We start from the raw sequence: 23,326 nt of genomic DNA, 5'->3' as shown, positions 1-23,326 counted from the left end.
TGCGCGATCTGCGCGGCTTCGTTCGTCGCGGCTGAAGCCGCTCCTACAGGGAACTCACGGACGGTCGGCTGGTGCACTGTAGGAGGGGCTTCAGCCCCGACCTGCGCAGTAGCGACCTACGTCCGCGCCAAGCGGCTGCCGCATAGCTGGCCGCGGATCGGCCGCGCGCGCGGATCATCCCCGCGCCAGCGTCGGCCGTGTACCGTTACCGCACCGCTTGCCCTGCCGTCGCCACGCCCGCCATGAGCACCTACCACCTGCAGTCCGTGTTCCGCCCCGCCTCGGTCGCCATCGTCGGCGGCAGTCCGCGCGAGCGCTCGGCCGGGCGCGCGGTGGTGCGCAACCTGCGCGCGGCCGGCTTCCCCGGCCAGATCGCCTGGATCAACCCGCGCTACAACGAGATCGACGGCCTGCGCACCGTGCGCAAGCTCAAGGACCTGGCCTGGGTGCCGGACCTGGTGGTGATCACCGCGCCGGCGCCGATCGTGCCGCAGGTGGTCGCCGCGGCGGCCGAGCGCGGCGTGCCGGCGGCGATCATCCTCACCGCCGGGCTCGGCGAAGGCCCCGGCTCGCTGGCGGCGCAGGTGGAGGCGGCCGCGCGGCCCAAGGGCCTGCGCATCCTCGGCCCGCACTGCCTGGGCGTGATCGCCCCGCACGCCAAGCTCAACGCCAGCATCGCCGCGCACTGCCCGCAGCCGGGCGACCTGGCGCTGATCTCCGAGTCCAGCGCCATCGCCGCGGCGCTGGTGGAATGGGGCGTGGCGCGCTCGGTGGGGTTCTCCGCGGTGGTGTCGCTGGGCGACGCGCTGGACGTGGACTTCGGCGACCTGCTCGACTACTTCGCCACCGACTACCGCACCCGCGCGATCCTGCTGTACGTCGAGCACATCCGCGACGCGCGCAAGTTCATGTCCGCCGCGCGCGCCGCCGCGCGCGCCAAGCCGGTGGTGGTGGTGAAGTCGGGCCGCCAGCTGCGCATCGATCCCAACGCCGAGACCCACGCCCAGGCGCTGGCCAGTTCCGACGCCGTCTACGGCGCCGCGTTCAACCGCGCCGGCCTGCTGCGGGTGCGCGCGCTGGACGAACTGTTCGCCGCCGCCGAGACCCTCGGCCGGCTCAGCACCTTCCCCGGCCGTCGCCTGGCCATCCTCAGCAACGGCGGCGGCGTCGGCCGCCTGGCGGTGGACAAGCTCGCCGACCTCGGCGGCACCCTGGCCACGCTGTCGCCGCAGACCCTGCAGCGGCTGGAGCAGGCGCTGCCGCAGGAGTGGTCGCACGCCAACCCGGTGGACATCGTGGTCGACGCCGACGGCGAGCGCTACGCCGCCGCCGCCGAGGCGCTGCTGGCCGACCCGGAGAACGATGCGGTGCTGGTGGTCAACGTGCCCACCGCGTTCACCTCCTCGGCCGACGCGGCGCAGGCGCTGACCCGCACCCTGGGCCTGCGCCCGCGCCACCACCGCGAAAAACCGGTGTTCGCGGTGTGGCTGGGCAACGACGACCGCGCCACCGCCACCCTCAACGCCGCGCACATCCCCACCTACGCCACCGAAGCGGACGCGGTGCGCGGCTTCATGCACCTGGTGCGCTACCGCGAAGCGCAGGCCGCGCTGATGGAGACCCCGCCCAGCCTGCCCGACGATTTCGTGTTCGATGCCGCCACCGCGCGCACCATTGTCGACCAGGCGCTGGCCAGCCGCCAGCGCTGGCTCGATCCGCTGGCCACCACCCGCCTGCTCGCCGCCTACGGCATTCCCACCGCGCCGGTGGTGCACGCCGCCGACGCCGACGAAGCCGCGCGCGCGGCCGCGCCGATGCTGGCCGAAGGCTCGGCGGTGGCGGTGAAGATCCTGTCGCCGGACATCCCGCACAAGTCCGACGTCGACGGCGTGCGCCTGAACCTGGTCAGCGCCACGGCGGTGCGCGACGCCGCCGCGGGCATCCTCGCCCGCGCCCGCGCCGCGCGCCCGGACGCGCGCATTGATGGCGTGCTGGTGCAGCCGACGCTGCTGCGGCCGAAGGCGCGCGAATTGATCGCCGGCATCGCCGACGACCCCACCTTCGGCCCGGTGATCGTGTTCGGCCGCGGCGGCACCGCGGTGGAGGTGATCGACGACAAGGCGCTGGCGCTGCCGCCGCTGGACCTGCGCCTGGCCCACGAACTGATCGGCCGCACCCGCGTCAGCCGCATCCTCAAGGCCTACCGCGACGTGCCGGCGGCCGACGAACGCGCGGTGGCGATGGTGCTGGTCAAGCTGGCGCAGCTGGCCGCCGACCTGCCGGAGATCCGCGAGCTGGACATCAACCCGCTGCTGGCCGACCGCGACGGGGTGATCGCGGTGGACGCGCGCGTGGCGGTGGCCCCGCCGCGGCGCCTGCACAAGGGCCGCGGCCACCCGCGTTTTGCGATCTTTCCGTATCCGAAGGAATGGGAGCGGCAGATCGCCCTCAGCGACGGCGCCACCGCGCTGGTGCGCCCGGTGCGCCCGGAGGACGACGCGCTGTTCCGCAGCTTCTTCGCCCGCGTCACCGACGAGGACCTGCGCCTGCGTTTCTTCCAGTCGGTGAAGCACTTCAGCCACGAGTTCATCGCCCGCCTGACCCAGCTCGACTACGCCCGCTCGATCGCGCTGGTGGCGATCGAGCCGAAGAGCGGCGACATGCTCGGCGCGGTGCGCCTGCACGCCGACGCCGACTACGACCGCGGCGAGTACGGCATCCTGATCCGCTCCGACCTCAAGGGCCACGGCATCGGCTGGCAGCTGATGCGGATCATGATCGAGTACGCCGGCTGGCTGGGCCTGAACGTCATCGAAGGCCAGGTGCTGCGCGAGAACCGCACCATGCTGGCGATGTGCGAACACCTGGGGTTCAAGGTGACGCCCGACCCGGAAGACGCGACGTTGATGGACGTGGTGTTGCCGGTGGGGAAGGGGTGAGGCGCAGCGCGCTTTCCTTCTGGCGGAGCGAGCTAAGCTTCGCGCTGGAGGCGTGGCGCTTGCAGTCGCAGCGGCGGCTGGCGTCGGCCAAACCGACGTGACTTGATGGCATGGCTTATGGGGGAATAGGTCGCCGTGACACAGCTGGCTGAATTGATAAGTTGGGCGCTCATCGCGGCAGTCGGTTATCTGGGAACCGTGGCCAGTCCGCGCTATCTGGGACTGTTTTCCGAGAATCTCGGCCACGCTTCGCCTGCGGATCTATTGCAAGAGGCCAACAGGGTCGCGTTGACATTCGGTGTTGCGGTGTTCGGTTATGCGCTCTGGACACGCGGGGGGCCGCCCGGATGGGAGTTCCGGATGCTGGCTGGGCTGGCGGGCTGCTTGGTGTCCTATGTGGCCGTGGTACTCCGGGCCAAATAGTGGCGCCCGCGATGCGGCGGCTGTTTGGCGTCCGTGCTCTTGCGCGCTTCAATCCCGCGGCGCGCCGGTCGGGCGATGGCACGCAGCACGCGTTGAAGCCTGGCCGCCTCGCCATGCGGCATAACTCACGTACAGGAATCCGCCGTATTGGAACGGATAGAGAAGCGTGGAGGGTCTACGCAGCGGCTTTCATCGGTGCGTTACCAACGGAAAACCGCAGGACGCAGGTACGCTGCGCCTTCTGCCCAAGCTACGATGCGCGCTTCATCCGCACGCAATTAAGGTCTTGTATGGACGCCGTCGCACGTCCCGCGCTGAGCAGGCAATGGTCGTCCGGCGCCGAGGGCGGCATGCAGCTGGAGCTGTCGGCGGACATCGATGGCCGTGCGCAGCCGTTGCTGACGATCCTGGCCGACGCGCGCGACGAGTCGCTGTGGGTACAGCTGCAGGCCGGCGCCACGCCGGTGCAGATCCCGCTGCAGGCGTTGCGCGCGGCGTTGGATGCCGCGGGCGAGCAGGTCCATTCCGAGCGCTGGTTCGCGGCGCATCCGCAGGACGGCGATGCGTGATGCCGCAGGCGCGATGAGCGAGCCGCCGTTCCCGGTGCGCAGGCCCTCCACCAGCGCGGCGCCGTCCGGGCTGTGGACCCGCGCGCACGCGGACGTGGAGCGCGACGCGCACGCGGCGTGGAGGGCGGGGCAGCTGCAGCGGGCGTTCCACCTGTTCCAGCTAGGCGCGTCCGCCGGCGTGGCGGGGTGCCAGCTGGACCTGGGCTATTTCCACGACGCCGGCATCGGCACGCCTGTGGACAAGGCCAAGGCGCTGTACTGGTACCGCCTTGCCTGTCGCCAGGGCGATGCGGCGGCCGCATGCAACATCGCCCTGATCTACCGCGACAGGGGCCACAGGCGGTTGATGGTGGAGTGGTACCGGCGCGCGGCGGCGCTGGGCGATGGCGAAGCGGCGGTGGAACTGGCCAGGCTGCATCTGGGCGGGCACGGCGTGCGCCGCTCGTTGCCGATCGCCCGTCGGCATCTGCGCGCGGCGTTGGGGTGCAAGGCGATCCGCCCGGAGGCGCTGCAATGGGCGCAGGCGCTGGCGCAGCAGTTCCCGACGGCCGGGATCTGACGTTCTGCCGACGATGCGGCTGGCAATGCGGCCATGCACGGAGGCACAGGTTGTGCGTCGGGTGTTCGCTGCCGACAGTGCTTCACCGTCGCGATGCGGCAATCCAGAGGGTCCGAAGACATTGCGCGCATCGCGCTTGAAGGATGCGCTCGTCTTGAGCGCCGCGGCGCTGCCCGCACTGGTTCCGGCATCGCCAGCGCACGCCGGCGATTGCGAAGCCGGCGCCAGCAACATGGCGCAGCTGTGCCATGTTGCCGACCAAGCCGATGCGCAACTGGCGACGAAATTCCAGCGCACGCTCGAGCACGTGCGCGCCCCGGACGCTGCGCAACCGCTTGTCGCTGCGCAACAATGCCGGCGCGATTTTGCCGCCGCGTCCTGCGACTACACGACGGCCGCGCGGCAGGCGCCGGCGCTGGCGAACGGTGCATGCCCGGCCTGCATGGGGGCGTTTGCCGCGGCGCGTATCGATAAATCCTGGCCGCCTATCGCAGCGGGTTCGGCCAAGCGCGGTGAACGCGGCGGCGGAGGGCATGTACAGGCATCCGGCCGCCATGTCCGCACGCTCCTTGCCTGCGCGGCGCTTTCCTGGCATACGGGGACCTGGCTTCGGACCGGACCTTCGGACGCAAGCCGGTAGATCCGACCGTTCCGGCGCGCTGCGTCGACTGAAGGCAGGAGGAGGGGCGATGGGCGATACAGGCAATTATCACTGGTTGGTGGTGCTGCTGGTGTTCCTGGTGCCGGTGGCATTGGTGGTGTTTCTGATCACGCGCGCGGCGCTGCGCAGCCGCAGCGGCGAAGACGCGGGCGTGGCCTTCGGCGGTACCGTGCCAGGCGTGGGCGGATCGGCACGGCAGGCGGATCTTGCCGAAGTGGACCGGTTGAAGGCGCACGGCGCGATCACCGAAGAGCAGTACCAGCAGCGGCGCTCGGCGATCCTGGCCAGGCACTGACGCGGCCGGTGGCATCGCCGTGCCAGCGTAGTCGCTGCGGTGCGGCGTTGCGTCAAATGCGTACGGCACCGCGCGGCACCGGAACCGCGACCGGGGCCGCTTGCGATCGTGCGCTTGCGCTGCGCCCATCGGGCGTTCGATGCGCAGGCCGTTGCGCGGTGGATCCAAAGATGTCCGAAGCCTGCATCGGTCCGCAGAGAAGCCGATCGGCACCGTAGCGCGAGAGGAGCAACGGCCGAGGCGCGGCGCGCCGCCTGCGCCGCATCGTGCCGATCGCGATGCGATGACGTGCGGAGATGCGGGGCCGGAACGCGCTTCCGGCCCCGCGTTCCTTCGCGCCTGGCGCTACTCCAACTGTTCCTTGCCCTTGTCGCGCTGGACCGGATACACCTTCGGCGGCGCGGCGGTGGAGCGCAGCAGTTTCAGCTGCGTCGCGTTCTGCTGGCACAGGTTGCGGCCGCCGGCGAACACGCCGTCCTGGGTGCACTTCCACTCGTAGAAGTTGGCGATGCCGCCGGACAGCTGCAGGCTGAAATCGGTGCTCTTGGCGCCGGCATCGAACGGCGTGCCGGCCGCGCTGTTCTGGAACCAGCGCATCCATTCCTTCGAGCCCACCGGCGGGATCTTGTCGGCGGCCTGGAAGGTGGGATTGAGCGGGGAAAGCTGCGGCGATTCGGCGGTGAGGTGGCAACTCATGCAGGCGCTCACCGGGTTGTCCACCGGTCCGTTCAGGCGGCCGTTCCAGCCCAGGTGGGTGGGCGGCAGCTCGGGCCTGGCGTTGATCGCCGACTGCAGGATCTGCGGGTTGATGCGGGTCACCGTCGGCTGCTTGTTGGTGTAGCTGTCGCCGGTGTTCTGCGGGTCGTTACCCCACATCACGCCCACCGGCACCAGGTTCTGCCAGCCGGGCCTGGGGCTGACCGTGCCGTTGTACTGGAAGGTGCCGAAGATCCAGCCGGTACCGGGCACGCGGCTATCGCGCACGGCGAAGTCCATCTGGATCAGCGCGACCTGCTTGAGCTTGCGGTTGGCCGAGGTGAAGCTGTCGGTGAGGTAGGCGGTCCACAGCACCGGGTTGCGCAGGAACGGCACCTGGCTGCGGTCGATGTCGGCGAACAGCGCCTTGCACACCACGGTGCCGTCGCGGAAGCCGTTCGGCTTGGAGGTCACCGATGGGTCGGGATCCTGCGGGTTCTTCCAGGCCTGGCCGAAGGTATAGCCGCCGATGTCGTTGTAGATGCCCACCGCGAAGGTCTGCCCGGAGGCGAGCTGGGTCGGCGCCAGCTGCTTGACCTGGATCTGCGCTTCCTTGGTCAGGCCGTGCACGCCTTCGCGCCCGAACGGGCCATAGTGCTGCCACGGCGCGTGGTACCAGCGCCGGACGCGGTTGTTCTGCACGTACCAGTCGGCCTCCACGTTGCCTTCCAGGCAATAGGCCTTCACCGCGTCGGTGTAGGCGCGCCAGGTCTCGAAGTCGTTGCTCAGCCGGCTCGGCAGCAGTTTGAAGAACGCTGGCGGCGTGCCGCTGGGCGGCCGCTGCGGATAGTCCTGGCTGAGCTGGAAGGTGGGGCCGGTGTAGCCGTCCGGCGGCGCATAGCCGTAGTCCGGAAAGGTCTCGGCGCGCGCGGTGACGGCGGCCAGCGCCAGTGCGGCGATGGTGCCGATGCGAGGCAGGTGCATGGTCTACTCCCCGTGTTGGGTACGTCCTGTGGGATACGTCGATCCACGCGGCGCAGCGCCGCGTGCGGCGGCGTCCGGACGACTCCGGCCCCGGACCGGCCACGACCGCGCCTGCGGCACGGTGCGCGCCGCAGAGGCAGAAGATGTTTATTGGTACCGCGTGTCGTCGCCGGCGGCATGGCCGCGCGGACGCTGGCAGCGGACGCACGGCACCGCACGCGCAAGCGCATGTCGTGTGTGCGTGGAAGGCGCGTCACCGTGAAACGGCGGGGCGGTTATGCGCTCGAGGTGTCCATGTCGCTCTCCTGGCCGGCGGGTGAAGGCAACTGCGGGAATGGATGCAGGTGACGTCGGGCGCAGGGGGGGCGCGTCAGGGTGGCGAGGTGCATCGGGGGACGGATGCAGATCGGCGCGGCGCTTGCGGCGCTGCGCGCATGCCACGGTGGTGCGTCGGTCGCTTCGGTGCGCGGATGTCGCGCCACCGGAAGCGTTGCCTCGACGCGTTCGACTCTAGCTCATTGCCTCGGCGCAAGCAGTAGACAGTTGCGGCGGATACACCTGCAGGCGTACCTGCGTGCGGCCGCGCGGCGCGCGCGTGACGGTTGCGTGGATGCGCATCGCAGTTTCGCCCCGCATGCCCTATGCAGCGCTGCCGGCGCGGCGCGGTAACGCCGGTCGCCGGGTCCTGGCAGAATCGGCGCGCCGCCCTTCGCCCGCAGGAAACCCCACGTGCCCGATTCCGACGACTCGCCGCTGCGCGCGCCCGGACGCAGTGGCGAGGTGTTGCGCGTGTTCCTGCGCCTGGGGCTGAGCAGCTTCGGCGGCCCGCTCGCGCACGTGGGCTATTTCCGCGAGGAGTTCGTGCGCCGCCGCGCATGGCTGGACGATGCCGCGTTCGCGCAGTTGCTGTCGATATGCCAGGTGCTGCCGGGGCCCACCAGCAGCCAGCTGGGTTTCGCGATCGGCCTGCAGCGCGCCGGCTGGCGCGGGGCGCTGGCCGCGTTCTTCGGCTTCACCCTGCCGTCGGCGCTGGCGATGTTCGCGCTGGCGCTGTCGGCGCCGCGCTGGCTGGGGCATCCGTTGGGCGATGCGGTGCTGCACGCGCTCAAGCTGCTGGCGCTGGTGGTGGTGGCGCACGGCGTGTACGCGATGGCGCGCGCGCTGGTGCCGGACCTGCGCCGCGCGGTGCTCGCCGCCGCGGCCTGCGGCTGGGTGTGGATGGTCGAAGGCGGCTGGAGCCAGCCGCTGGCGATCGTGCTGGGTGCCGCGCTGGGCGCATGGTGGTGCGTACCGCCGGCGCCGGCGCCCGACCAGGCGATGCCGGTGCGCTACCGCCCTGGCGTGGCGTGGCTGTGCGCGGCGCTGTACGCCGTCGGGCTGGCGGCGGCGCTGCTGACGCTGCGGGCGACGGCGACGGCGACGGACGCGGCCGCGCCCGCCACGCTCGCCGCGGCGTTCTATCGCGCCGGTGCGCTGGTGTTCGGCGGCGGACACGTGGTGTTGCCGCTGCTGGAACGCGAACTGGTCGCCACCGGCTGGATCGGGGCCGACACCTTCCTCGCCGGCTACGGCGCGGCGCAGGCGATGCCGGGACCGATGTTCTCGCTGGCTGCGTACCTGGGGGCCGACGCGGGCGTGGGCATCGCGCCCGGCTGGGCGTCGGCGCTGGCGCTGCTGGCGATGTTCGCGCCGGGCATGCTGATCCTGCTCGCGGCGCTGCCGGCCTGGCGCGCGTTGGCGCGGCGGCCGCGCTTCGCCTCGGCGATGGCCGGCGTCAACGCCGCGGTGGTGGGGCTGCTGGTGGCGGTCCTGTACGACCCGCTGTGGCGCGAAGGCGTGCGCTCGGCCGGCGACGTGGCGATCGTGGTCGTGGGCCTGGCGCTGATGGGCCTGCTGCGCCGTCCTGCGCTGTGGGCGGCGTGCTGGTGCGTGCTGGCGACGCTGGGCCTGCGCTACCTCGGCGGTCTGGCCGCCTGAGCGGTGCGCCGGCAGCGCGCTGTGGCGCGCGGCTTCGGTCCGGCAGCTGCGAAGTAGCGGATCGCGATGCGATCCATCGGGCGCACGCGCAACGGCGCAGTGCAGCCGTCGCTGGCCGCTGCGCCGCCGATACGGCGTTGCTGTAGTCGAGCGTGAGCGGCTCTCGCGCAGCCCCCGGTTTCCAATGCGAACGCACGGCACGCTGGTCAGCTGGAACGAGGAACATGGATGCGGCGGCATACGCCCGAGCGCCGGCGGCGAGGAAGTGGCCGTGCACGCCTACGCGTTTCCGGCCGATGGCCCGCGCCCGCGCATCGGAGAACTGCTCTCGTTCGAGATCGTCGCCGACGGCGACGGCACCCCGCGCGCGTTGCGGGTGGCGCGTCCGGGGCGCCGTGCCGCGGACCTTGCGCACGCGGCCACGGCGCCGCGCCGGCGTGTGGCCCGGCTGTTGCTGGTGTCGGCATTGGTGCTGGCGATCGCCGTGTATGCGTACCTGGCCTTGCGACCGCACCCGCCCGCCGCGCCGCCGCCGGCCGCGGTCAGGGCCGATGCGCCCGCCGGGCGAAGCTTCCGTTGCGATGGCCGCACCCGTTGCACGCAGATGACGTCGTGCGCGGAGGCGCGCCATTTCCTTGCGCACTGTCCCGGCGCGCAGATGGACGGCAACCGCGACGGCGTGCCCTGCGAACGCCAGTGGTGCCGCTAGCGCACGCGCTGCGAACCCCGGTACGCATGCCATGAGGTGAAGCACGCGGCGGATGCGGCGGCGTTGACGCGGCTGCGCGGGCGCCCACACAATCGCCACGGACGCACTCGCCACGACAGGGAAGACAGGATGAGCTACGACCTGATGGTGTTCGACGTGGATGCGGCACCCCGCGAGCGGGCGCAGTTCCTGGCCTGGTACGAGACCCAGACCGAGTGGGGCGAGCCGCACGACTACGACGATCCGGCGGTGACCTCGGCGCCGCTGCGCGCGTGGTTCCTGGACATCGCCGCTTCGTTTGCGCCGATGAACGGTCCGCTCGCCGCGGACGACGTCGACGAGGCCGCCATGCGCGCCACCGACTACAGCATCGGCCGCACGCTCATCTTTGCGGCGTTCGCGTGGTCGCAGGCGCAAGGCGCGTACGCAACCGCGTTCGCGCTGGCCGGCAGGCACGGCGTGGGCTTCTTCAACGTCAGTTCGGAGCGGGGCGAAGTGTGGTGGCCCGATGGCCACGGCACGCTCGCGTTCGCCCATGCCGACTAGCCGCCAGGTGCGCGGCGAGGCGCACGATGCGCGGACGTTGCGACAGGCCGCCGCCGGCGACGTGCCGGCGCTGCTGCCGCTGGTGCAGGCGTACTGGGCCTTCGAGGCGATCGAGGGGTTCGCGCACGAACGCGTCGGCGTGCAGCTGGTACGGCTGTTGTCCGATCCGGCGCTCGGCGCCGGCTGGATCGCCTTCGATGCCGGTGCAGCGGTCGGCTACCTGCTCGCGGTGCGCGTGTTCAGCCTGGAGTACCTTGGGCTGACCGCGGAGATCGACGAGCTGTTCGTGCTGCCGTCGCAGCGCGGTGCCGGTATCGGCGAACGCCTGCTGCACGCGGCCGAGGCCGACTTCAGGCGCTGGGGCTACACCCAGGTCGCGCTGCAGGTGGCGCGCGACAACGCGGCGGCGCAGGGCTTCTACGCGCGTCGCGGCTATGCGGCACGGCCCGGCTATGCGCTGATGGACAAGCGGCTCGACGTCGTTTGAGGCGGATGCGGCGCACGCGCCGCGCGTCTTGCCGCTGGGTCGTGCAGTGGATGGACGAACGCTACGGCCCGACTGCGTGCGTATCGCCAGCTGATCAAGACCGGCATTGCCGGTTCAGGCGACGTAGGCAAGCGATGCAAAGCGCGGCGCGATGGATCGTCGATCGCACCCGGCTGTGCTGCCGAGGCAATGGAAACCCTGCGGGTCCCCAATGCGGATGATGCAACGCGACGTCGCCACCGATACGGCAACGCCGCCTTGACCGCACCATGACCTGCGCTTGGGTAGGGTCCGGGATCCGTCTGCAGGTGCCCCCATGACCGAATCCACGCTTCCCCCGAACAGGACCCGCGCGCTGGCGCTGGGTTTCTTCGTTTTCGTCGCGGTGTTCGCCACGATCATCTGGTATCTGGTGCGGCCGTACGGCGGGGTGTATTTCTTCCCGGTGCATTTCCTGGCCGGCCTGGGCGTGCCGTTCCTGTTCTATGCCATCGGCGCCAACCGCGTGTGGTTCGGCGTGGGCCTGGTCGTGGCGGCGGTGGCATTGGTGGTACTTAACCTGTGGGGCCACGAAGCCGGCGGCCTGGCCCCGCGCGTGTTCGACTGGGCGCAGGGCGTCGCCGGGGTGCTCGGCCTGGTGCTGGCGTTCGGCGTGTTCCGCATCTCCACCCAGGCGCGGCATCGGCACGGGCCGTCGCGGCGCTGATCCGCGTGCGCCGCGCGTGGCGCTACTCCTCCGGTACGGAATCGCCCGGCGGCGCATCGTCGGGCTGCGCGCGGGTGAACATCGGCAGGCGCAGCTTGACCCGGTGTTCGGCGCCGGCCGGGCATTGCCCCGGTGCCGGACCGCGGAAGTAGCTGCGCTGCCAGCCTTCGCGCGACGCCGTGGAGGCCGGATCGGCCAGCTCGCGCAGGAACTGGCCGCGGCTGTGCATCCACGCGTGGTGCTCGCGTTGCAGCGCCGGCGTCTGCGACAGCGGTTGCCAGCGCGGCTCGGTCTCGGCCAGCACCCGGCGCTGCACCGGGAAGAAATGGCAGAACGGCTCGCCGGCTTCGAAGCGCACGCGTCCGGGGCGGGTGAACTGCCAGTTCATCGTGAACGCGTACGGGCTCCAGTCGGTCTCGATCAGTCCGGTGAGCCCGGCGATGCCGTCCTTGGGCCGGTTGATCGGCGCGGTGACGTACAGCTCCACGCCCGGCTCGGTGCGGAACAGGCACGGCACGTGGAAGGTGAGGATGCCGTAGCCGAAGTGGCTGACCGCCGGCGGGTGCGCGCCGGGCGCGGCCTCCACGCGCACGTCCTCAAGCGTGTTGCCGCCGTGCCACTCGGCTTCGAACGCGCTCTGGCACAGCAGTTCCCAGCCGTGCGCGTTGGCCATGTCCAGCGGCAGGCAGCGGTAGGCGTAACGCTGTTCGGTGCGATCCATCCACGGGCGCTCGCGCGGGGCGGGGCGCACGTCCAGGGTGTGGCCGTCGAGTACGTGGGCGGTGAGTTTCATCGCAGTGGCATCGGTGGAAGCGTGCGCCGAGTGTGACGCGTCGGCGCCGGCGAGGGGAGAGGGCGGCACGCCGGCGGCGGTGCCGCTGCATGGCCGCCGGCTTGCGCCAGCCGCACGTCCACGCCACGGCGTTCGGTCGCGCCGGCGGTGCGTGCAGCTGCGCGTTGTCCAGCGCCGCGTCCGCGGCCGGGTCAGGCGCGCATTGGCGACCGGCAGCCGGTTGCGCGGGTTGCGATGCTCCTTGACCAGGAGGCCGCTATCGCGCCGCCGCCGCGCAGCGCACGTGCCTCATCCGGCCTCGAAATCCACCAGCGTGGCGCCGTCGCCGACCAGTTCGCCTTCGCGCACGCGGTAGCCCTGCACCACGCCGTCGTCCGGGGCCTGCAGGCTGTGTTCCATCTTCATCGCCTCCAGCACCAGCAGCGGCGCGCCGCGCGCCACGCGCGTCCCGGGCGCGACCAGCAGGGCGACGACGCGGCCCGGCATCGGCGCGGTCAGCCCGCCGGCGGGTGCGTCCGCCTGGTCGGCATCGGCCACCGGATCGTGCACCTCGAACGCCTGCGCGGTGCCCTCGGCGAACAGGTGCAGGCGCGCGCCGGCGAACACCGCCTCGCCATGCAGGCGGCGTTCGCCGACATGCGCCTGCAGCCGCCCGTCGCGCAAGCTGCCCTGCACGGCGATGGACGTTGCGCCATCGGCCAGGCGCCATCCCGTCGGCGTCGCGCTGGCCAGCAGGCTGCGCCGTTCGCCGCGATGCTCCAGCACCAGGATGCGCGGCGCGCGGCCCTGCAGCCGCCAGCCGTCGCGCCGATCCCAGGGCGACTGCGGGTCGTGGGGCTGCGCCACGGTGGGCGCCTCGCGCAGCAGCCAGGCCAGCGCCGCCAGCGACCACAATGCAGCGTCGGTCGGCGCCTGCTGCCCGAACAGCGCGGCGTGTTCGCGCTCGATCAGCGCGGTGTCCAGATCGGCCTGGGCGAACGAGGCGGTGCCCACCAGCGTATGCAAGAAGCCGGCGTTGGTGGCGACGCCGACCACCTGGCACGCCGCCAGCGCCTGGCGCATGCGCCGCAGCGCGCGCTCGCGGGTTTCGTCCCAGACGATCAGCTTGGCGATCATCGGGTCGTAGTGGGCGCTGATCGCGTCGCCCTGCTCCACGCCCGCATCCACCCGCACATGCGCATCGGCCGCAGGCAGGCGCAGATGCTGCAGCGTGCCGGTCGACGGCAGGAAACCGCGCGCGGGATCTTCCGCGTACAGCCGCGCCTCGATCGCGTGGCCATGGATGGCCAGTTGCGGCTGTCGGCGCGGCAGCGGCTGGCCGGCGGCGACGCGCAATTGCCACTCGACCAGGTCGGTGCCGGTGATCAGCTCGGTGACCGGGTGTTCCACCTGCAGGCGCGTGTTCATTTCCATGAAATAGAACGCGCCGTCGGGCGCGACGATGAACTCCACCGTGCCGGCGCCGACATAGCCCACCGCGCGCGCCGCCTCCACCGCGGCCTGTCCCATCGCCGCGCGGCGCGCCTGGCTGATGCCCGGTGCCGGCGCTTCCTCCAACACCTTCTGGTGGCGCCGCTGCACCGAGCAGTCGCGCTCGAACAGGTACACCAGCTCGCCGTGCGTGTCGGCGAACACCTGGATCTCGATATGCCGCGGACGCTCGACGTATTTCTCCACCAGCACGTGCGCGTTGCCGAACGCCGACTGCGCCTCGCGCTGGCACGAGGCCAGCGCCTCAACGAAATCCCCGCTGCGCTCGACCCGGCGCATGCCCTTGCCGCCGCCGCCGGCGCTGGCCTTGATCAGCACCGGATAGCCGATCGCATCGGCCTGTTCGCGCAGGAACTGCGGATCCTGGCGCTCGCCGTGGTAGCCCGGCGTCAGCGGCACGCCGGCGGCCTGCATCAGCGCCTTGGCCGCGCTTTTGTCGCCCATCGCGCGGATCGCGGCGGCCGGCGGGCCGATGAACGCCACGCCACGCGCGGCGCAGGCCTCGGCGAAGTCCGCGTTCTCGGACAGGAAGCCGTAGCCGGGATGGATTGCCTGCGCGCCGGTGGCCAGCGCGGCATCGAGGATGCGCTCGCCGCGCAGGTAGCTGTCGCGCGCGGGCGCGGCGCCGATGTGCACGGCTTCGTCGGCCAGGCGCACGTGGCGCGCGTCGCGGTCGGCGTCGGAGTAGACCGCGACGGTGGCGATGCCGAGCGCGCGGCAGGTGGCGATCACCCGGCAGGCGATCTCGCCGCGATTGGCGATCAGGATCTTGTCGAACATCGGCATGTCGGCTGTGGCCATGTCAGTTGCCTGCGGAAGTGCTGCGGTGAGGAATGTGCATGGCGCCGGATCGGCCGCTGGGAAATCTCGACGTACGTCGGGCGCGGCCGCGAAGGCTACGCTGGCGTTGCGAGCGCAATCGAAACGGGGACATCGGTCCAGCGATTGCTATCGCGCCGGTGGTGGTGACAGCCGCCTCGGTTGGCCAAGCATTGAACCGCGCGCTCCCCATGGTGACCGTTGTTGAAGGCGGCATTGGAGCTGTCGTTTCTACTCTGAGGTCTGATGGCGCCGCCGTAGCCATTGCCATTGCCGTTGCTGTTGCTGTTGCTTCTCTTGCTTTTGACTTTTTAGGTCCCTTACGCAGCGGCGAATAGGCCGGGAAAAACCCCGAAGGGGCGGCGCACATGGATGTGCGCCGTTCGCGAAAGGGGCAGGATGCCCCGTACGCGAATCCCGGCCTATTCGCGGACCCGGAGCGCGCAGCGCGGAGGGCGCGGAGTAGGGTGTGCTTTCTTTTGGTTACTTTTCTTTGCACAAGCAAAGAAAAGTAACTCGCCGCAAGGCGAAAGCTTTGCTTTTGCATGTGCTTTGGCTTGGCTTTGGTGGGTATTGCGGAGCAACAGCAACAGCAAGAGCAAGAGCTTCCGCTAACGCGGGTTACTTTTCTTTGCTCGTGCAAAGAAAAGTAACCAAAAGAAAGCACGCCCGTCCTCGCGCCTTCCGCGCTGCGCGCTCCAGGTCCGCGTCTACACCGGGGATTCGCGGAAGGGGCATCCTGCCCCTGCCGCGAACGGCGCACATCCCTGTGCGCCGCCCCTGCGGGGTTCTTCCCCGACGTAGCCGCCGCTGCGGATGGGACCCTGTAGAGCAAAAGCCAGAGCACGGCAACGGCAACAGCAAAAGCAAAAGCAAAAGCAAAAGCAGCGATAGCGAAGCCAGCAGAAGCAGCAGCTGCGACTGCAACGGCAGTGGCGCCGGCAGTTGCGCGTGCGGCGTGGAGCGTACGGAAGCGGTGCTGGTGCATCGTGCCGCTCACATCCGGAACACCCCGAACCGGGTCGGTTCCGCCGGCGCGTTCAGCGATGCCGACAGTGCCAGCGCCAGCACCTGCCGCGTCTGCGCCGGATCGATGATGCCGTCGTCCCACAGCCGCGCGCTGGCGTAGTACGGGTGGCCCTGGCGCTCGAACTGCTCGCGGACCGGCGTCTTGAACGCGAGTTCCTCCTCGGCCGACCAGGCGCCACCCTTGGCCTCGATGCCGTCGCGGCGCACCGTCGCCAGCACGCTCGCCGCCTGCTCACCGCCCATCACCCCGATGCGCGCGTTCGGCCACATCCACAGGAAATTGGGCGAATAGGCGCGGCCGCACATGCCGTAGTTGCCGGCGCCGAACGAGCCCCCGATCACCACCGTGAACTTGGGCACCTTGGCGCACGCCACCGCCATCACCAGCTTGGCGCCGTCCTTGGCGATGCCGCCGTGCTCGTACTTGCGCCCGACCATGAAGCCGGTGATGTTCTGCAGGAACAGCAGCGGAATGCCGCGCTGCGCGCACAGCTCGATGAAGTGCGCGCCCTTGAGCGCGGACTCGGAGAACAGGATGCCGTTGTTGGCGACGATGCCCACCGGATAGCCATGCAGGTGCGCGAAGCCGGTGACCAGGGTGGCGCCGTAGCGCGGCTTGAATTCGTCCAGGCGCGAGCCGTCCACCAGCCGCGCGATCACCTCGCGCACGTCGAACGGCTTGCGCGGATCGGCCGGGATCACGCCGTACAGTTCCTCGGCCGGGTACAGCGGCGGCTCCGGTTCGCGCAGCGCCAGCGCCGGCGGCGGCTTGCGCCAGTTGAGCTGGGCCACGATCGCGCGCACCCGCGCCAGCGCCTGCAGGTCGTTGTCGGCGAAATGGTCGGCCACGCCGGAAATGCGCGTGTGCACGTCGGCGCCGCCCAGCTCCTCGGCGCTGACTTCCTCGCCGGTGGCCGCCTTCACCAGCGGCGGGCCGCCGAGGAAGATGGTGCCCTGCTCGCGCACGATCACCGTCTCCTCGCTCATCGCCGGCACGTAGGCGCCGCCGGCGGTGCACGAGCCCATCACGCAGGCGATCTGCGCGATGCCCTGCGCCGATAGGTTGGCCTGGTTATAGAAGATGCGGCCGAAATGGTCGCGGTCGGGGAACACCTCGTCCTGCAGCGGCAGGAACGCGCCGCCGGAATCGACCAGGTAGATGCACGGCAGCCGGTTCTGCTGCGCGATCTCCTGCGCGCGCAGGTGCTTCTTCACCGTCATCGGATAGTAGGTGCCGCCCTTGACCGTGGCGTCGTTGGCCACGATCACGCATTCCACGCCCGACACGCGGCCGATGCCGGCGACCACGCCGGCGCACGGCACCTCGTCGGCGTACATGCCCAGCGCGGCGAGCGGGGCGATCTCCAGGAACGCGCTGCCGGGATCGAGCAATGCGTCGATGCGCTCGCGCGCCAGCAGCTTGCCGCGCGCCTGGTGCTTGGCGCGCGCCGCTTCGCTGCCGCCCTGGGCGATGCGCGCCTGGGTCTGCCGCAGGTCGTCGACCACCGCGCGCAGCGCCGCGGCGTTGGCGGCGAAGGCGTTGCTGCCGGGGTGCAACTGGGTCTGGATCACGCTCATGGCGGGGCCGTCGAAAGGAGGAAAAGATATTCCGTGCAGGGGCAGCTTCAGCTGCGACGCTTTACCGGGAGCGTGTGTCGCGGCTGAAGCCGCTCCTACACGAAGCGCATGGCATCACTTGGTCCGCTCGAACAGCTCGCGGCCGATCAGCATGCGCCGGATCTCCGAGGTGCCGGCGCCGATCTCGTACAGCTTGGCGTCGCGCCACAGGCGTCCGGTCGGATAGTCGTTGATGTAGCCGTTGCCGCCGAGCACCTGGATCGCCTGGCCGGTGAGCCAGGTCGCCTTCTCGGCGGCGTAGAGGATCGCGCCGGCCGCGTCCTGGCGCGTGGTGCGGCCGGCGTCGCAGGCCCGCGCCACGGCATAGACGTAGGCGCGGCATGCGTTCAGGCCCACGTACATGTCGGCCAGCTTGCCCTGGATCAGCTGGAAGCTGCCGATCGCCTCGCCGAACTGGCGGCGTTCGTGCACGTACGGCATCACCACGTCCATCGCCGCGGCCATCAGCCCCAGCGGGCCGCCGGACAGCACCAGGCGCTCGTAGTCCAGGCCCGACATCAGCACGCGCACGCCGCCGCCGACGCTGCCGAGCACGTTCTCGGCCGGCACCTCGCAGTCCTGGAACACCAGCTCGCAGGTGTTGGAGCCGCGCATGCCGAGCTTGTCCAGCTTCTGCGCGGTGCTGAAGCCGGGCATGCCCTTCTCGACGATGAAGGCGGTGATGCCGCGCGCGCCGCCGGCCGGGTCGGTCTTGGCGTAGACCACCAGCACGTCGGCGTCCGGGCCGTTGGTGATCCACATCTTGTTGCCGTTGAGCACGTAGCGGTCGCCGCGCAGCTCGGCGCGCAGCTTCATCGACACCACGTCCGAGCCGGCGCCGGGCTCGCTCATCGCCAGCGCGCCGACGTGCTCGCCGCTGCACAGCCTGGGCAGGTAGCGCGCCTTCTGCGCGTCGCTGCCGTTCTTGCGCAGCTGGTTCACGCACAGGTTCGAGTGCGCGCCGTAGGACAGGCCGATCGCGCCGGACGCGCGCGAGATCTCCTCCATCGCCACCACGTGCGCCAGGTAGCCCATGCCGCTGCCGCCGTACGCGTCCTCCACGGTCAGCCCGAGCAGGCCCTGTTCGCCGAGCTTGCGCCACAGCGGGGTCGGAAACGCGTTGTCGCGGTCGGCCTGTTCGGCCAGCGGCGCGATCTCGCGCGCGGCGAAGCCGGCCACGGTGTCGCGCAGCAGGTCGATGTCCTCTCCCAGGTCGAAATTCAGCGAAGGCATCAGCATGGCGGGCTCCAGAAGCGGCGTGCGGGGCGGATGGGGCGCCTAGAATCGAGTCGGCGCCCGGTGCGATGGCGGCAGCGTAGCCGGGAACCGGAAAGAAGTGAACAATAATTCATTAATTGAACCTAGAATCAGTCCATGGCCTACAAACGCTCCGCGCTGATGGAAGAACGCCTTGCCGGCAACCGCCAGCGCATCCTGCTGGCAGCGCGGCGGCTGGTCGCCGCCGGCGGCTTCCGCGGCGCGCCGGTGACCGCGGTGGCGGCCGAAGCGGGGGTGTCCACCGGGCTGATCTACCGCCACTTCCCGTCCAAGGCCGAGTTGTTCGCCGAGGTGCTGACCGCCGCGGTGGACTACGAGATCCGGATCCTGCAAGGCATCGCCGCCGAGCCGGCGCCGGCCGCGCAGCGCCTGCGCCGGGCGATCGCCTCGTTCGTGCGCCGCGCCCTGGCCGGGCCGGGGCTGGCCTACGCGTTCATCGCCGAGCCGGTGGAGCCGGAGGTGGACGCCGAGCGCATCCGCTGCCGGCGGCTGTTCGGCGAGGTGTTCAAGGGCCTGCTCGCCGACGGCGTGGCCACCGGCGAATTCCCGGCACAGGACCTGGATGCGGCCGCCGCGTGCCTGGTCGGCGCCTATACCGAGGCGCTGGTCGGGCCGACCGCGCCCAGCCGCGACGGACCGCGCGACAGCGAACGCCTGGTCGAATCGATCTGCAGCTTCTGCCTGCGCGCGGTGGGCGCGTCGCCGGCGCCATAGGGCCTGTTAACGCTATCGGGATAGGCCACGTTGTCATGTCCGGCGCCCAGGCGGCCGTGCGTGGCGCCGCGGCAGGCTGGCCGCCTGTCCAAGCCGCGCGCGGCCGCCTGGGCGCCGGAAAGGGCAACCCGAAGGGCCGCGCTCGGGCGCGCACGGTGCGGCGTCATCGCTCGGTCGCTTATCGGCATAAGCGCCCTCCCTCTTTCTTGCCCCGCACGCGCCCAAGCACGGCGTGGCCTACCCCGATAGCGTTAACAGGCCCTAGCCGGGACCGGCCCGCGCCCGTCCAGCGCATCGAATGCCGGGCCGATGCGAGGATGTTCGTCCGCTGCCGCAGCACGACACGACGGTAAGCGCACGCACTTGCGCGGCGTGGCTACGCCCAACCGTCGCGATGCGCGGCACCGCTGCTGCAACGCAGCACGCTTTTCCGATCGGTCCGGGCGCGATGCGGGCTGCCGCGCGCGGCGATCGCTGGCTATACTCGGCCGCGTAGCGGTGGTCGGTACCACGTGCCAAAGGGGTGTGATGTGCGGAATTACGACCTCGAATTTCTCAAGCGGTTCTCGATGGTGATCGGCCTGTTGGTCGTCATCACCCTGGGCCTGATCGTGTTCGCGGCCTATTTGCATCGATCGCTCCCCCCGGAGGTCTCGCCGGTCGCGCAGAAGCGGACCGAGGAGCGGCTCGCGCCGTCCGGCGCGGTCTATGCCGGCAGCACCGGCGCCGCGGCGCAGGCCGCCGCGCAGGCGGCGGCGACGGCCAAGGCCGCCTCGCAGGTCGCCTACGGCGGCACCACCGACGGCAAGACCATCTTCGACAACCTGTGCACCGCCTGCCATACCACCGGGGTCGGCAAGGCGCCGACGCTGGACCGCGCGCACTGGGACGCGCGCATCGCGCAGGGCAAGGAGACGCTGTACAAGCACGCCATCGAGGGCTACACCGGCCCGGACGGCGGCATCATGCCGCCGAAGGGCGGCAATCCGGCGTTGAGCGAGGAACAGGTGCACGCCACGGTCGACTGGATGCTGTCCAATCTGAAGTAAGCTGCGCGCCGCGCAGGTCCGACGCCGCCCCCGGGCGGCGTTTTTCGTTTCCCTGCCCGGCGCGCCGGGCGAACCCGGAGTCGTCGCCGATGCGCATTACCCCCTTGGCCGCCCTGCTTGCCGCGCTGTGCGCGCTGTCGCCGTTGCCGGCGGCCGCCGATGGCGCGGCGCCGCGGCCGATCGGCCAGTTGCTCGGGCGCGACGCGCAGGCGCTGCCACCGGGGCGGACGGCGACGCTGGAAGGCGTGGTCACCGCGAACTTCGCCGCCAGCCAGGGCGGGTTCTTCGTCCAGGACGGCGGCGATGGCGATGCCGCCACGCCGGACGCGATCTTCGTCGCCGATGCGCAGGCGGCGGCCCTGCAGCCGGGCGACCGGGTACGCGTGCGCGGCACGCTGTCCGCGCGCGACGCCGGCGCGCCCGCTGGGTCGCGCAACGTGATCGAGGCCGAGTCCACCCAGCGCCTGGCGCAGCGGCAGGCGCTGCCGCTGCAGGTGCTCACCGCGCCGCCGGCCGACTGGCGCGCGCTGCAGGGCATGCGCGTGCGCATCGATGCGCCGTTGACGGTCACCACCACCGATGCGCTGGCCAAGTCCGGCGAGCTGGGCGTGGCGTTCGGCGGACGCCTGTGGCAACCCAGCGAGGTCGCCGCGCCGGGCAGCGCCGAGCAGGCCGCGGTGGTCGCCGACAACGCGCGCCGCGCGCTGCGCCTGGCCACGCCCGGTGCACCTGCCGCAGCCGCGCCAGCCTACCTTGCCGGTGCCCAGGCGCCGAACGTGGGCACGGCGCTGCAGGGCGTGGAGGGCATCGTCGAGGTCGCCGCCGGCGTGCCGCGGCTGTATCTGACTGAGGCGCTGCGCCTGCCCGCCGCCGCGCGCCCGGCGCCGCCGCAGGTGGCCGGCACGCTGCGCGTGGCCGCGTTCAACCTGGAGAACCTGTTCAACGGCGACGGCCGCGGCGGCGGCTTCCCGACTCCGCGCGGCGCGCGTTCGCCGGCCGAGCTGCAGGCGCAGCTGGCCAAGCTGGTCGCCACGATCCGCCCGCTGCAGGCCGACGTCGCCGCGCTGATGGAACTGGAGAACGACGGCTACGGTGCCGAATCGGCGGTCGCCACGCTGGTCGCCGCGCTCAATGCCGACGGTGCCGGGCCCTGGCGCTACGTCGACGCCGGCCGCGGCCCGGGCGACAACCCGATCCGCGTCGGCCTGATCTATCGCGCCAACCGGGTCAGCCCGGTCGGCCGGCCGGCGGTGCTGGAGGGCGGCCCGTTCGCCGAGCACAGCCGGGTGCCGCTGGCGCAGGCGTTCCGGCGCGTAGGCGGGCAGCCGTTCGTCGTGGTCGCCAACCATTTCAAGTCCAAGGGCTGCAGCGAGGCGCGCGGCGACGACGCCGACCGCGGCGATGGCCAGGGTTGCTGGAACGCCACCCGGCGGGAGTCGGCGCGGCGGCTGGACGCCTGGCTGCGCAGCGACCCCACCGGTAGCGGCAGCGCGTTGACGGTGCTGCTCGGCGACTTCAACGCCTACGCGATGGAGGACCCGCTGCGCCTGCTGCGCGAAGCCGGCTGGCGCGACGCCTTGGCGCAGGCCAGGGGCGCGCGGCCGTACAGCTTCGTCTACCGCGGCTACAGCGGCCGCCTCGACCACGCCTTGCTGAGTCCGGCGCTGGCGCAGCGCCTGCGCGGCGCGGCCGAGTGGCACGTCAACGCCGACCTGCCCGACGACGCCGGCTACCGCGAACGCAACTTGCCGGGCCCGTGGCGCAGCTCCGATCACGATCCGTTGCTGCTGGGTTTTGAGCTTTAGAGCAGGGGATTGAGGATTCGCAGGAGTGAAGGGCTGCGGCTGCTTGGGCTTGAGTGCTCGCTGCTACCGAGCCGGGATTGGTTGGTCGGGATGGGGATTCGCAGGGGCGAAGGGCTGAGGCTGCTTGGGCTTGAGTGCCCGCGGCTACCGAGCCGGGATTGGTTGATCGGGATGGCGATTCGCAGGAGCGAAGGGCTGCGGCTGCTTGGGCTTGAGTGTCCGCGGCTACCGAGTCGGGATTGGTGGGCCAGGATTCGGGAATCGTAGAAGCGCAGGCCGGTCATGATCAGCGCCCGAGCGCCCGCCGTTGCAAATCCCCAATCCTCAATCCCGGCCAATACCTACCGATGCCTGCGCCAGTTCCACAGGTGCGCGCCGGCCAGCAACAGGCTGCCGGCCACGGTGGCGCCGGTCTCGGCGCGTTCGCTGGGAAAACCCGCCGCGCCGGCCAGCAGGCCGGCCAGTCCCAGCGCCGCCATCGTCCACAGCGGCCACGGCAACGGCCGCCGCCGGTGTGCGCGCCACAGCGCCAGCGCCGCCAGCGGCAGCGCGATCGCCACGAACAGCGCATGCACCCATTCGGCCTGCGCCCACACCCCCAGCAGCGGCAGCATCGAGGCCAGCAGCGGCAACGCCAGGCAGTGCAGCAGGCACAGGCTGGAGAGCAGCACGGCCGAAGCGTCGAACAGGGCGTTGGGGAGGGTCTTCATGGCGATTGGGGGGGTGGCGAGAATGTTATATAATAACATTTCTATCGATGCATGGATGGACTGGTCGGTTGGGGCGGATGAAAGAGGTTCGACTTTCTTGTCTCGCTCCAACCACTCTCCGGGGAGAGTGGCTAGAGCGTGCGGTTGTTCCTTCTCCCCTCCGGGACCATGGCCCCCTTTGGGGAGAAGGTGGCCCGAAGGGCCTGATGAGGGTACGGGCGAGCTTCGCGCACTGGCTCGGCCAAGACGCTTGGCGTTCCGTACCCTCACCCCAACCCCTCTCCCGGGGGGAGAGGGGCTAGAGCGTGTTCCTTCTCCCCTCGGGAGAAGGTGGCCCGAAGGGCCGGATGAGGGTACGGGCGGAGCTTCGCGCACTGGCTCGGCCAAGACGCCTGGCGTTCCGTACCCTCACCCCAACCCCTCTCCCGGGGGGAGAGGGGCTAGAGCGTGTTCCTTCTCCCCTCGGGAGA

At 71.0% G+C, this 23,326-nt stretch carries 19 protein-coding genes and 2 pseudogenes; 14 read left to right on the top strand and 7 right to left on the bottom strand.

The window, feature by feature from the left end; translation table 11 throughout:
• Positions 1 to 242 precede the first annotated feature (242 nt).
• From JR065_RS02015 to JR065_RS01990, 6 genes are all read left to right on the top strand, one after another.
• Positions 243 to 2,939, top strand: a complete 2,697-nt coding sequence (locus JR065_RS02015; RefSeq protein WP_206231655.1) for a bifunctional acetate--CoA ligase family protein/GNAT family N-acetyltransferase — start codon at positions 243 to 245, stop codon at positions 2,937 to 2,939.
• Positions 2,940 to 3,074: 135 nt separating this feature from the next.
• On the top strand, positions 3,075 to 3,362 hold the full coding sequence (locus JR065_RS02010; protein WP_206231654.1) for a hypothetical protein: 288 nt from the start codon (positions 3,075 to 3,077) through the stop codon (positions 3,360 to 3,362).
• 290 nt (positions 3,363 to 3,652) lie between these two features.
• On the top strand, positions 3,653 to 3,931 hold the full coding sequence (locus tag JR065_RS02005; RefSeq protein ID WP_206231653.1) for a hypothetical protein: 279 nt from the start codon (positions 3,653 to 3,655) through the stop codon (positions 3,929 to 3,931).
• Positions 3,924 to 4,490: a tetratricopeptide repeat protein gene (locus JR065_RS02000; protein ID WP_206231652.1), complete on the top strand. Its 567-nt coding sequence runs from the start codon at positions 3,924 to 3,926 to the stop codon at positions 4,488 to 4,490. The genes JR065_RS02005 and JR065_RS02000 overlap by 8 nt, the downstream gene beginning before the upstream one ends.
• Positions 4,491 to 4,626: 136 nt before the next feature.
• Positions 4,627 to 5,130: a hypothetical protein gene (locus tag JR065_RS01995; protein ID WP_206231651.1), complete on the top strand. Its 504-nt coding sequence runs from the start codon at positions 4,627 to 4,629 to the stop codon at positions 5,128 to 5,130.
• A gap of 49 nt (positions 5,131 to 5,179) precedes the next feature.
• Positions 5,180 to 5,446, top strand: a complete 267-nt coding sequence (locus JR065_RS01990) for an SHOCT domain-containing protein (protein WP_206231650.1) — start codon at positions 5,180 to 5,182, stop codon at positions 5,444 to 5,446.
• Between the two features lie 345 nt (positions 5,447 to 5,791).
• Here the strand turns inward: JR065_RS01990 and JR065_RS01985 are convergent, their stop codons facing one another.
• Positions 5,792 to 7,126, bottom strand: a complete 1,335-nt coding sequence (locus JR065_RS01985; RefSeq protein ID WP_206231649.1) for a hypothetical protein — start codon at positions 7,124 to 7,126, stop codon at positions 5,792 to 5,794.
• A 729-nt stretch (positions 7,127 to 7,855) separates the two neighbouring features.
• Between JR065_RS01985 and chrA the strand changes: the two genes are divergently transcribed.
• The 5 genes from chrA (at position 7,856) to JR065_RS01960 (ending at position 11,551) form a co-directional block, all read left to right on the top strand.
• Entirely contained in the window at positions 7,856 to 9,103 is a 1,248-nt protein-coding gene (gene chrA, locus JR065_RS01980; protein ID WP_206231648.1) for a chromate efflux transporter, read from the top strand.
• Positions 9,104 to 9,368: 265 nt separating this feature from the next.
• Positions 9,369 to 9,812, top strand: coding sequence for an excalibur calcium-binding domain-containing protein (locus JR065_RS01975; RefSeq protein WP_343237234.1), 444 nt, complete (start codon positions 9,369 to 9,371; stop codon positions 9,810 to 9,812).
• 129 nt (positions 9,813 to 9,941) lie between these two features.
• Positions 9,942 to 10,358, top strand: coding sequence for a hypothetical protein (locus tag JR065_RS01970; protein WP_206231646.1), 417 nt, complete (start codon positions 9,942 to 9,944; stop codon positions 10,356 to 10,358).
• Complete coding sequence (locus tag JR065_RS01965; protein WP_206231645.1) at positions 10,348 to 10,845, top strand: GNAT family N-acetyltransferase; 498 nt, start codon at positions 10,348 to 10,350, stop codon at positions 10,843 to 10,845. The genes JR065_RS01970 and JR065_RS01965 overlap by 11 nt, the downstream gene beginning before the upstream one ends.
• Positions 10,846 to 11,161: 316 nt before the next feature.
• A complete protein-coding gene (locus JR065_RS01960) occupies positions 11,162 to 11,551 on the top strand; it encodes a hypothetical protein (RefSeq protein ID WP_206231644.1) in 390 nt (129 codons plus the stop codon).
• Positions 11,552 to 11,573: 22 nt separating this feature from the next.
• On the opposite strand, the gene JR065_RS01955 is transcribed toward JR065_RS01960, so the two are convergent.
• The 5 genes and pseudogenes from JR065_RS01955 to JR065_RS01940 all read right to left on the bottom strand — a co-directional run bounded on the left by JR065_RS01955 (position 11,574) and on the right by JR065_RS01940 (position 18,539).
• Positions 11,574 to 12,344: a DUF6065 family protein gene (locus JR065_RS01955; protein WP_206231643.1), complete on the bottom strand. Its 771-nt coding sequence runs from the start codon at positions 12,342 to 12,344 to the stop codon at positions 11,574 to 11,576.
• A 288-nt stretch (positions 12,345 to 12,632) separates the two neighbouring features.
• A pseudogene (locus JR065_RS21850) lies at positions 12,633 to 12,902 on the bottom strand (acetyl-CoA carboxylase biotin carboxyl carrier protein subunit); the annotation flags it as partial.
• A 168-nt stretch (positions 12,903 to 13,070) separates the two neighbouring features.
• Positions 13,071 to 14,636: pseudogene (locus tag JR065_RS01950) on the bottom strand (acetyl-CoA carboxylase biotin carboxylase subunit); the annotation flags it as partial.
• A 1,014-nt stretch (positions 14,637 to 15,650) separates the two neighbouring features.
• Positions 15,651 to 17,261, bottom strand: coding sequence for a carboxyl transferase domain-containing protein (locus JR065_RS01945; RefSeq protein WP_206231642.1), 1,611 nt, complete (start codon positions 17,259 to 17,261; stop codon positions 15,651 to 15,653).
• A gap of 114 nt (positions 17,262 to 17,375) precedes the next feature.
• Positions 17,376 to 18,539, bottom strand: coding sequence for an isovaleryl-CoA dehydrogenase (locus JR065_RS01940; RefSeq protein ID WP_206231641.1), 1,164 nt, complete (start codon positions 18,537 to 18,539; stop codon positions 17,376 to 17,378).
• Between the two features lie 135 nt (positions 18,540 to 18,674).
• On the opposite strand from JR065_RS01940, the gene JR065_RS01935 reads away from it, so the two are divergent.
• The 3 genes from JR065_RS01935 to JR065_RS01925 all read left to right on the top strand — a co-directional run bounded on the left by JR065_RS01935 (position 18,675) and on the right by JR065_RS01925 (position 22,146).
• The gene (locus JR065_RS01935) at positions 18,675 to 19,292 is read left to right on the top strand and encodes a TetR/AcrR family transcriptional regulator (RefSeq protein WP_206231640.1); all 618 of its coding nucleotides are present in this window, start codon (positions 18,675 to 18,677) and stop codon (positions 19,290 to 19,292) included.
• Positions 19,293 to 19,822: 530 nt separating this feature from the next.
• On the top strand, positions 19,823 to 20,341 hold the full coding sequence (locus JR065_RS01930; RefSeq protein WP_206231639.1) for a c-type cytochrome: 519 nt from the start codon (positions 19,823 to 19,825) through the stop codon (positions 20,339 to 20,341).
• 89 nt (positions 20,342 to 20,430) lie between these two features.
• The gene (locus JR065_RS01925; RefSeq protein WP_206231638.1) at positions 20,431 to 22,146 is read left to right on the top strand and encodes an ExeM/NucH family extracellular endonuclease; all 1,716 of its coding nucleotides are present in this window, start codon (positions 20,431 to 20,433) and stop codon (positions 22,144 to 22,146) included.
• 341 nt (positions 22,147 to 22,487) lie between these two features.
• Here JR065_RS01925 and JR065_RS01920 read toward each other — a convergent pair whose 3' ends face one another.
• A complete protein-coding gene (locus JR065_RS01920) occupies positions 22,488 to 22,856 on the bottom strand; it encodes a MerC family mercury resistance protein (RefSeq protein ID WP_206231637.1) in 369 nt (122 codons plus the stop codon).
• Positions 22,857 to 23,326 lie beyond the last annotated feature (470 nt).

This window comes from Xanthomonas sp., from assembly GCF_017163755.1.
Lineage (GTDB): Bacteria > Pseudomonadota > Gammaproteobacteria > Xanthomonadales > Xanthomonadaceae > Xanthomonas_A.
Note: the sequence above shows the minus strand (reverse complement) of the source record. Positions and strands in the feature narration are given on the sequence as shown.

What these genes read in the sequence shown, in the direction of transcription:
- JR065_RS02015 (WP_206231655.1), top strand. Translation starts at nt 243, where the DNA reads ATGAGCACCTACCACCTGCAGTCCGTGTTCCGCCCCGCCTCGGTCGCC.
- JR065_RS02005 (WP_206231653.1), top strand. Translation starts at nt 3,653, where the DNA reads ATGGACGCCGTCGCACGTCCCGCGCTGAGCAGGCAATGGTCGTCCGGC.
- JR065_RS02000 (WP_206231652.1), top strand. Translation starts at nt 3,924, where the DNA reads ATGCGTGATGCCGCAGGCGCGATGAGCGAGCCGCCGTTCCCGGTGCGC.
- JR065_RS01990 (WP_206231650.1), top strand. Translation starts at nt 5,180, where the DNA reads ATGGGCGATACAGGCAATTATCACTGGTTGGTGGTGCTGCTGGTGTTC.
- JR065_RS01985 (WP_206231649.1), bottom strand. Translation starts at nt 7,126, where the DNA reads ATGCACCTGCCTCGCATCGGCACCATCGCCGCACTGGCGCTGGCCGCC.
- JR065_RS01970 (WP_206231646.1), top strand. Translation starts at nt 9,942, where the DNA reads ATGAGCTACGACCTGATGGTGTTCGACGTGGATGCGGCACCCCGCGAG.
- JR065_RS01965 (WP_206231645.1), top strand. Translation starts at nt 10,348, where the DNA reads ATGCCGACTAGCCGCCAGGTGCGCGGCGAGGCGCACGATGCGCGGACG.
- JR065_RS01960 (WP_206231644.1), top strand. Translation starts at nt 11,162, where the DNA reads ATGACCGAATCCACGCTTCCCCCGAACAGGACCCGCGCGCTGGCGCTG.
- JR065_RS01955 (WP_206231643.1), bottom strand. Translation starts at nt 12,344, where the DNA reads ATGAAACTCACCGCCCACGTACTCGACGGCCACACCCTGGACGTGCGC.
- JR065_RS01945 (WP_206231642.1), bottom strand. Translation starts at nt 17,261, where the DNA reads ATGAGCGTGATCCAGACCCAGTTGCACCCCGGCAGCAACGCCTTCGCC.
- JR065_RS01940 (WP_206231641.1), bottom strand. Translation starts at nt 18,539, where the DNA reads ATGCTGATGCCTTCGCTGAATTTCGACCTGGGAGAGGACATCGACCTG.
- JR065_RS01935 (WP_206231640.1), top strand. Translation starts at nt 18,675, where the DNA reads ATGGCCTACAAACGCTCCGCGCTGATGGAAGAACGCCTTGCCGGCAAC.
- JR065_RS01925 (WP_206231638.1), top strand. Translation starts at nt 20,431, where the DNA reads ATGCGCATTACCCCCTTGGCCGCCCTGCTTGCCGCGCTGTGCGCGCTG.
- JR065_RS01920 (WP_206231637.1), bottom strand. Translation starts at nt 22,856, where the DNA reads ATGAAGACCCTCCCCAACGCCCTGTTCGACGCTTCGGCCGTGCTGCTC.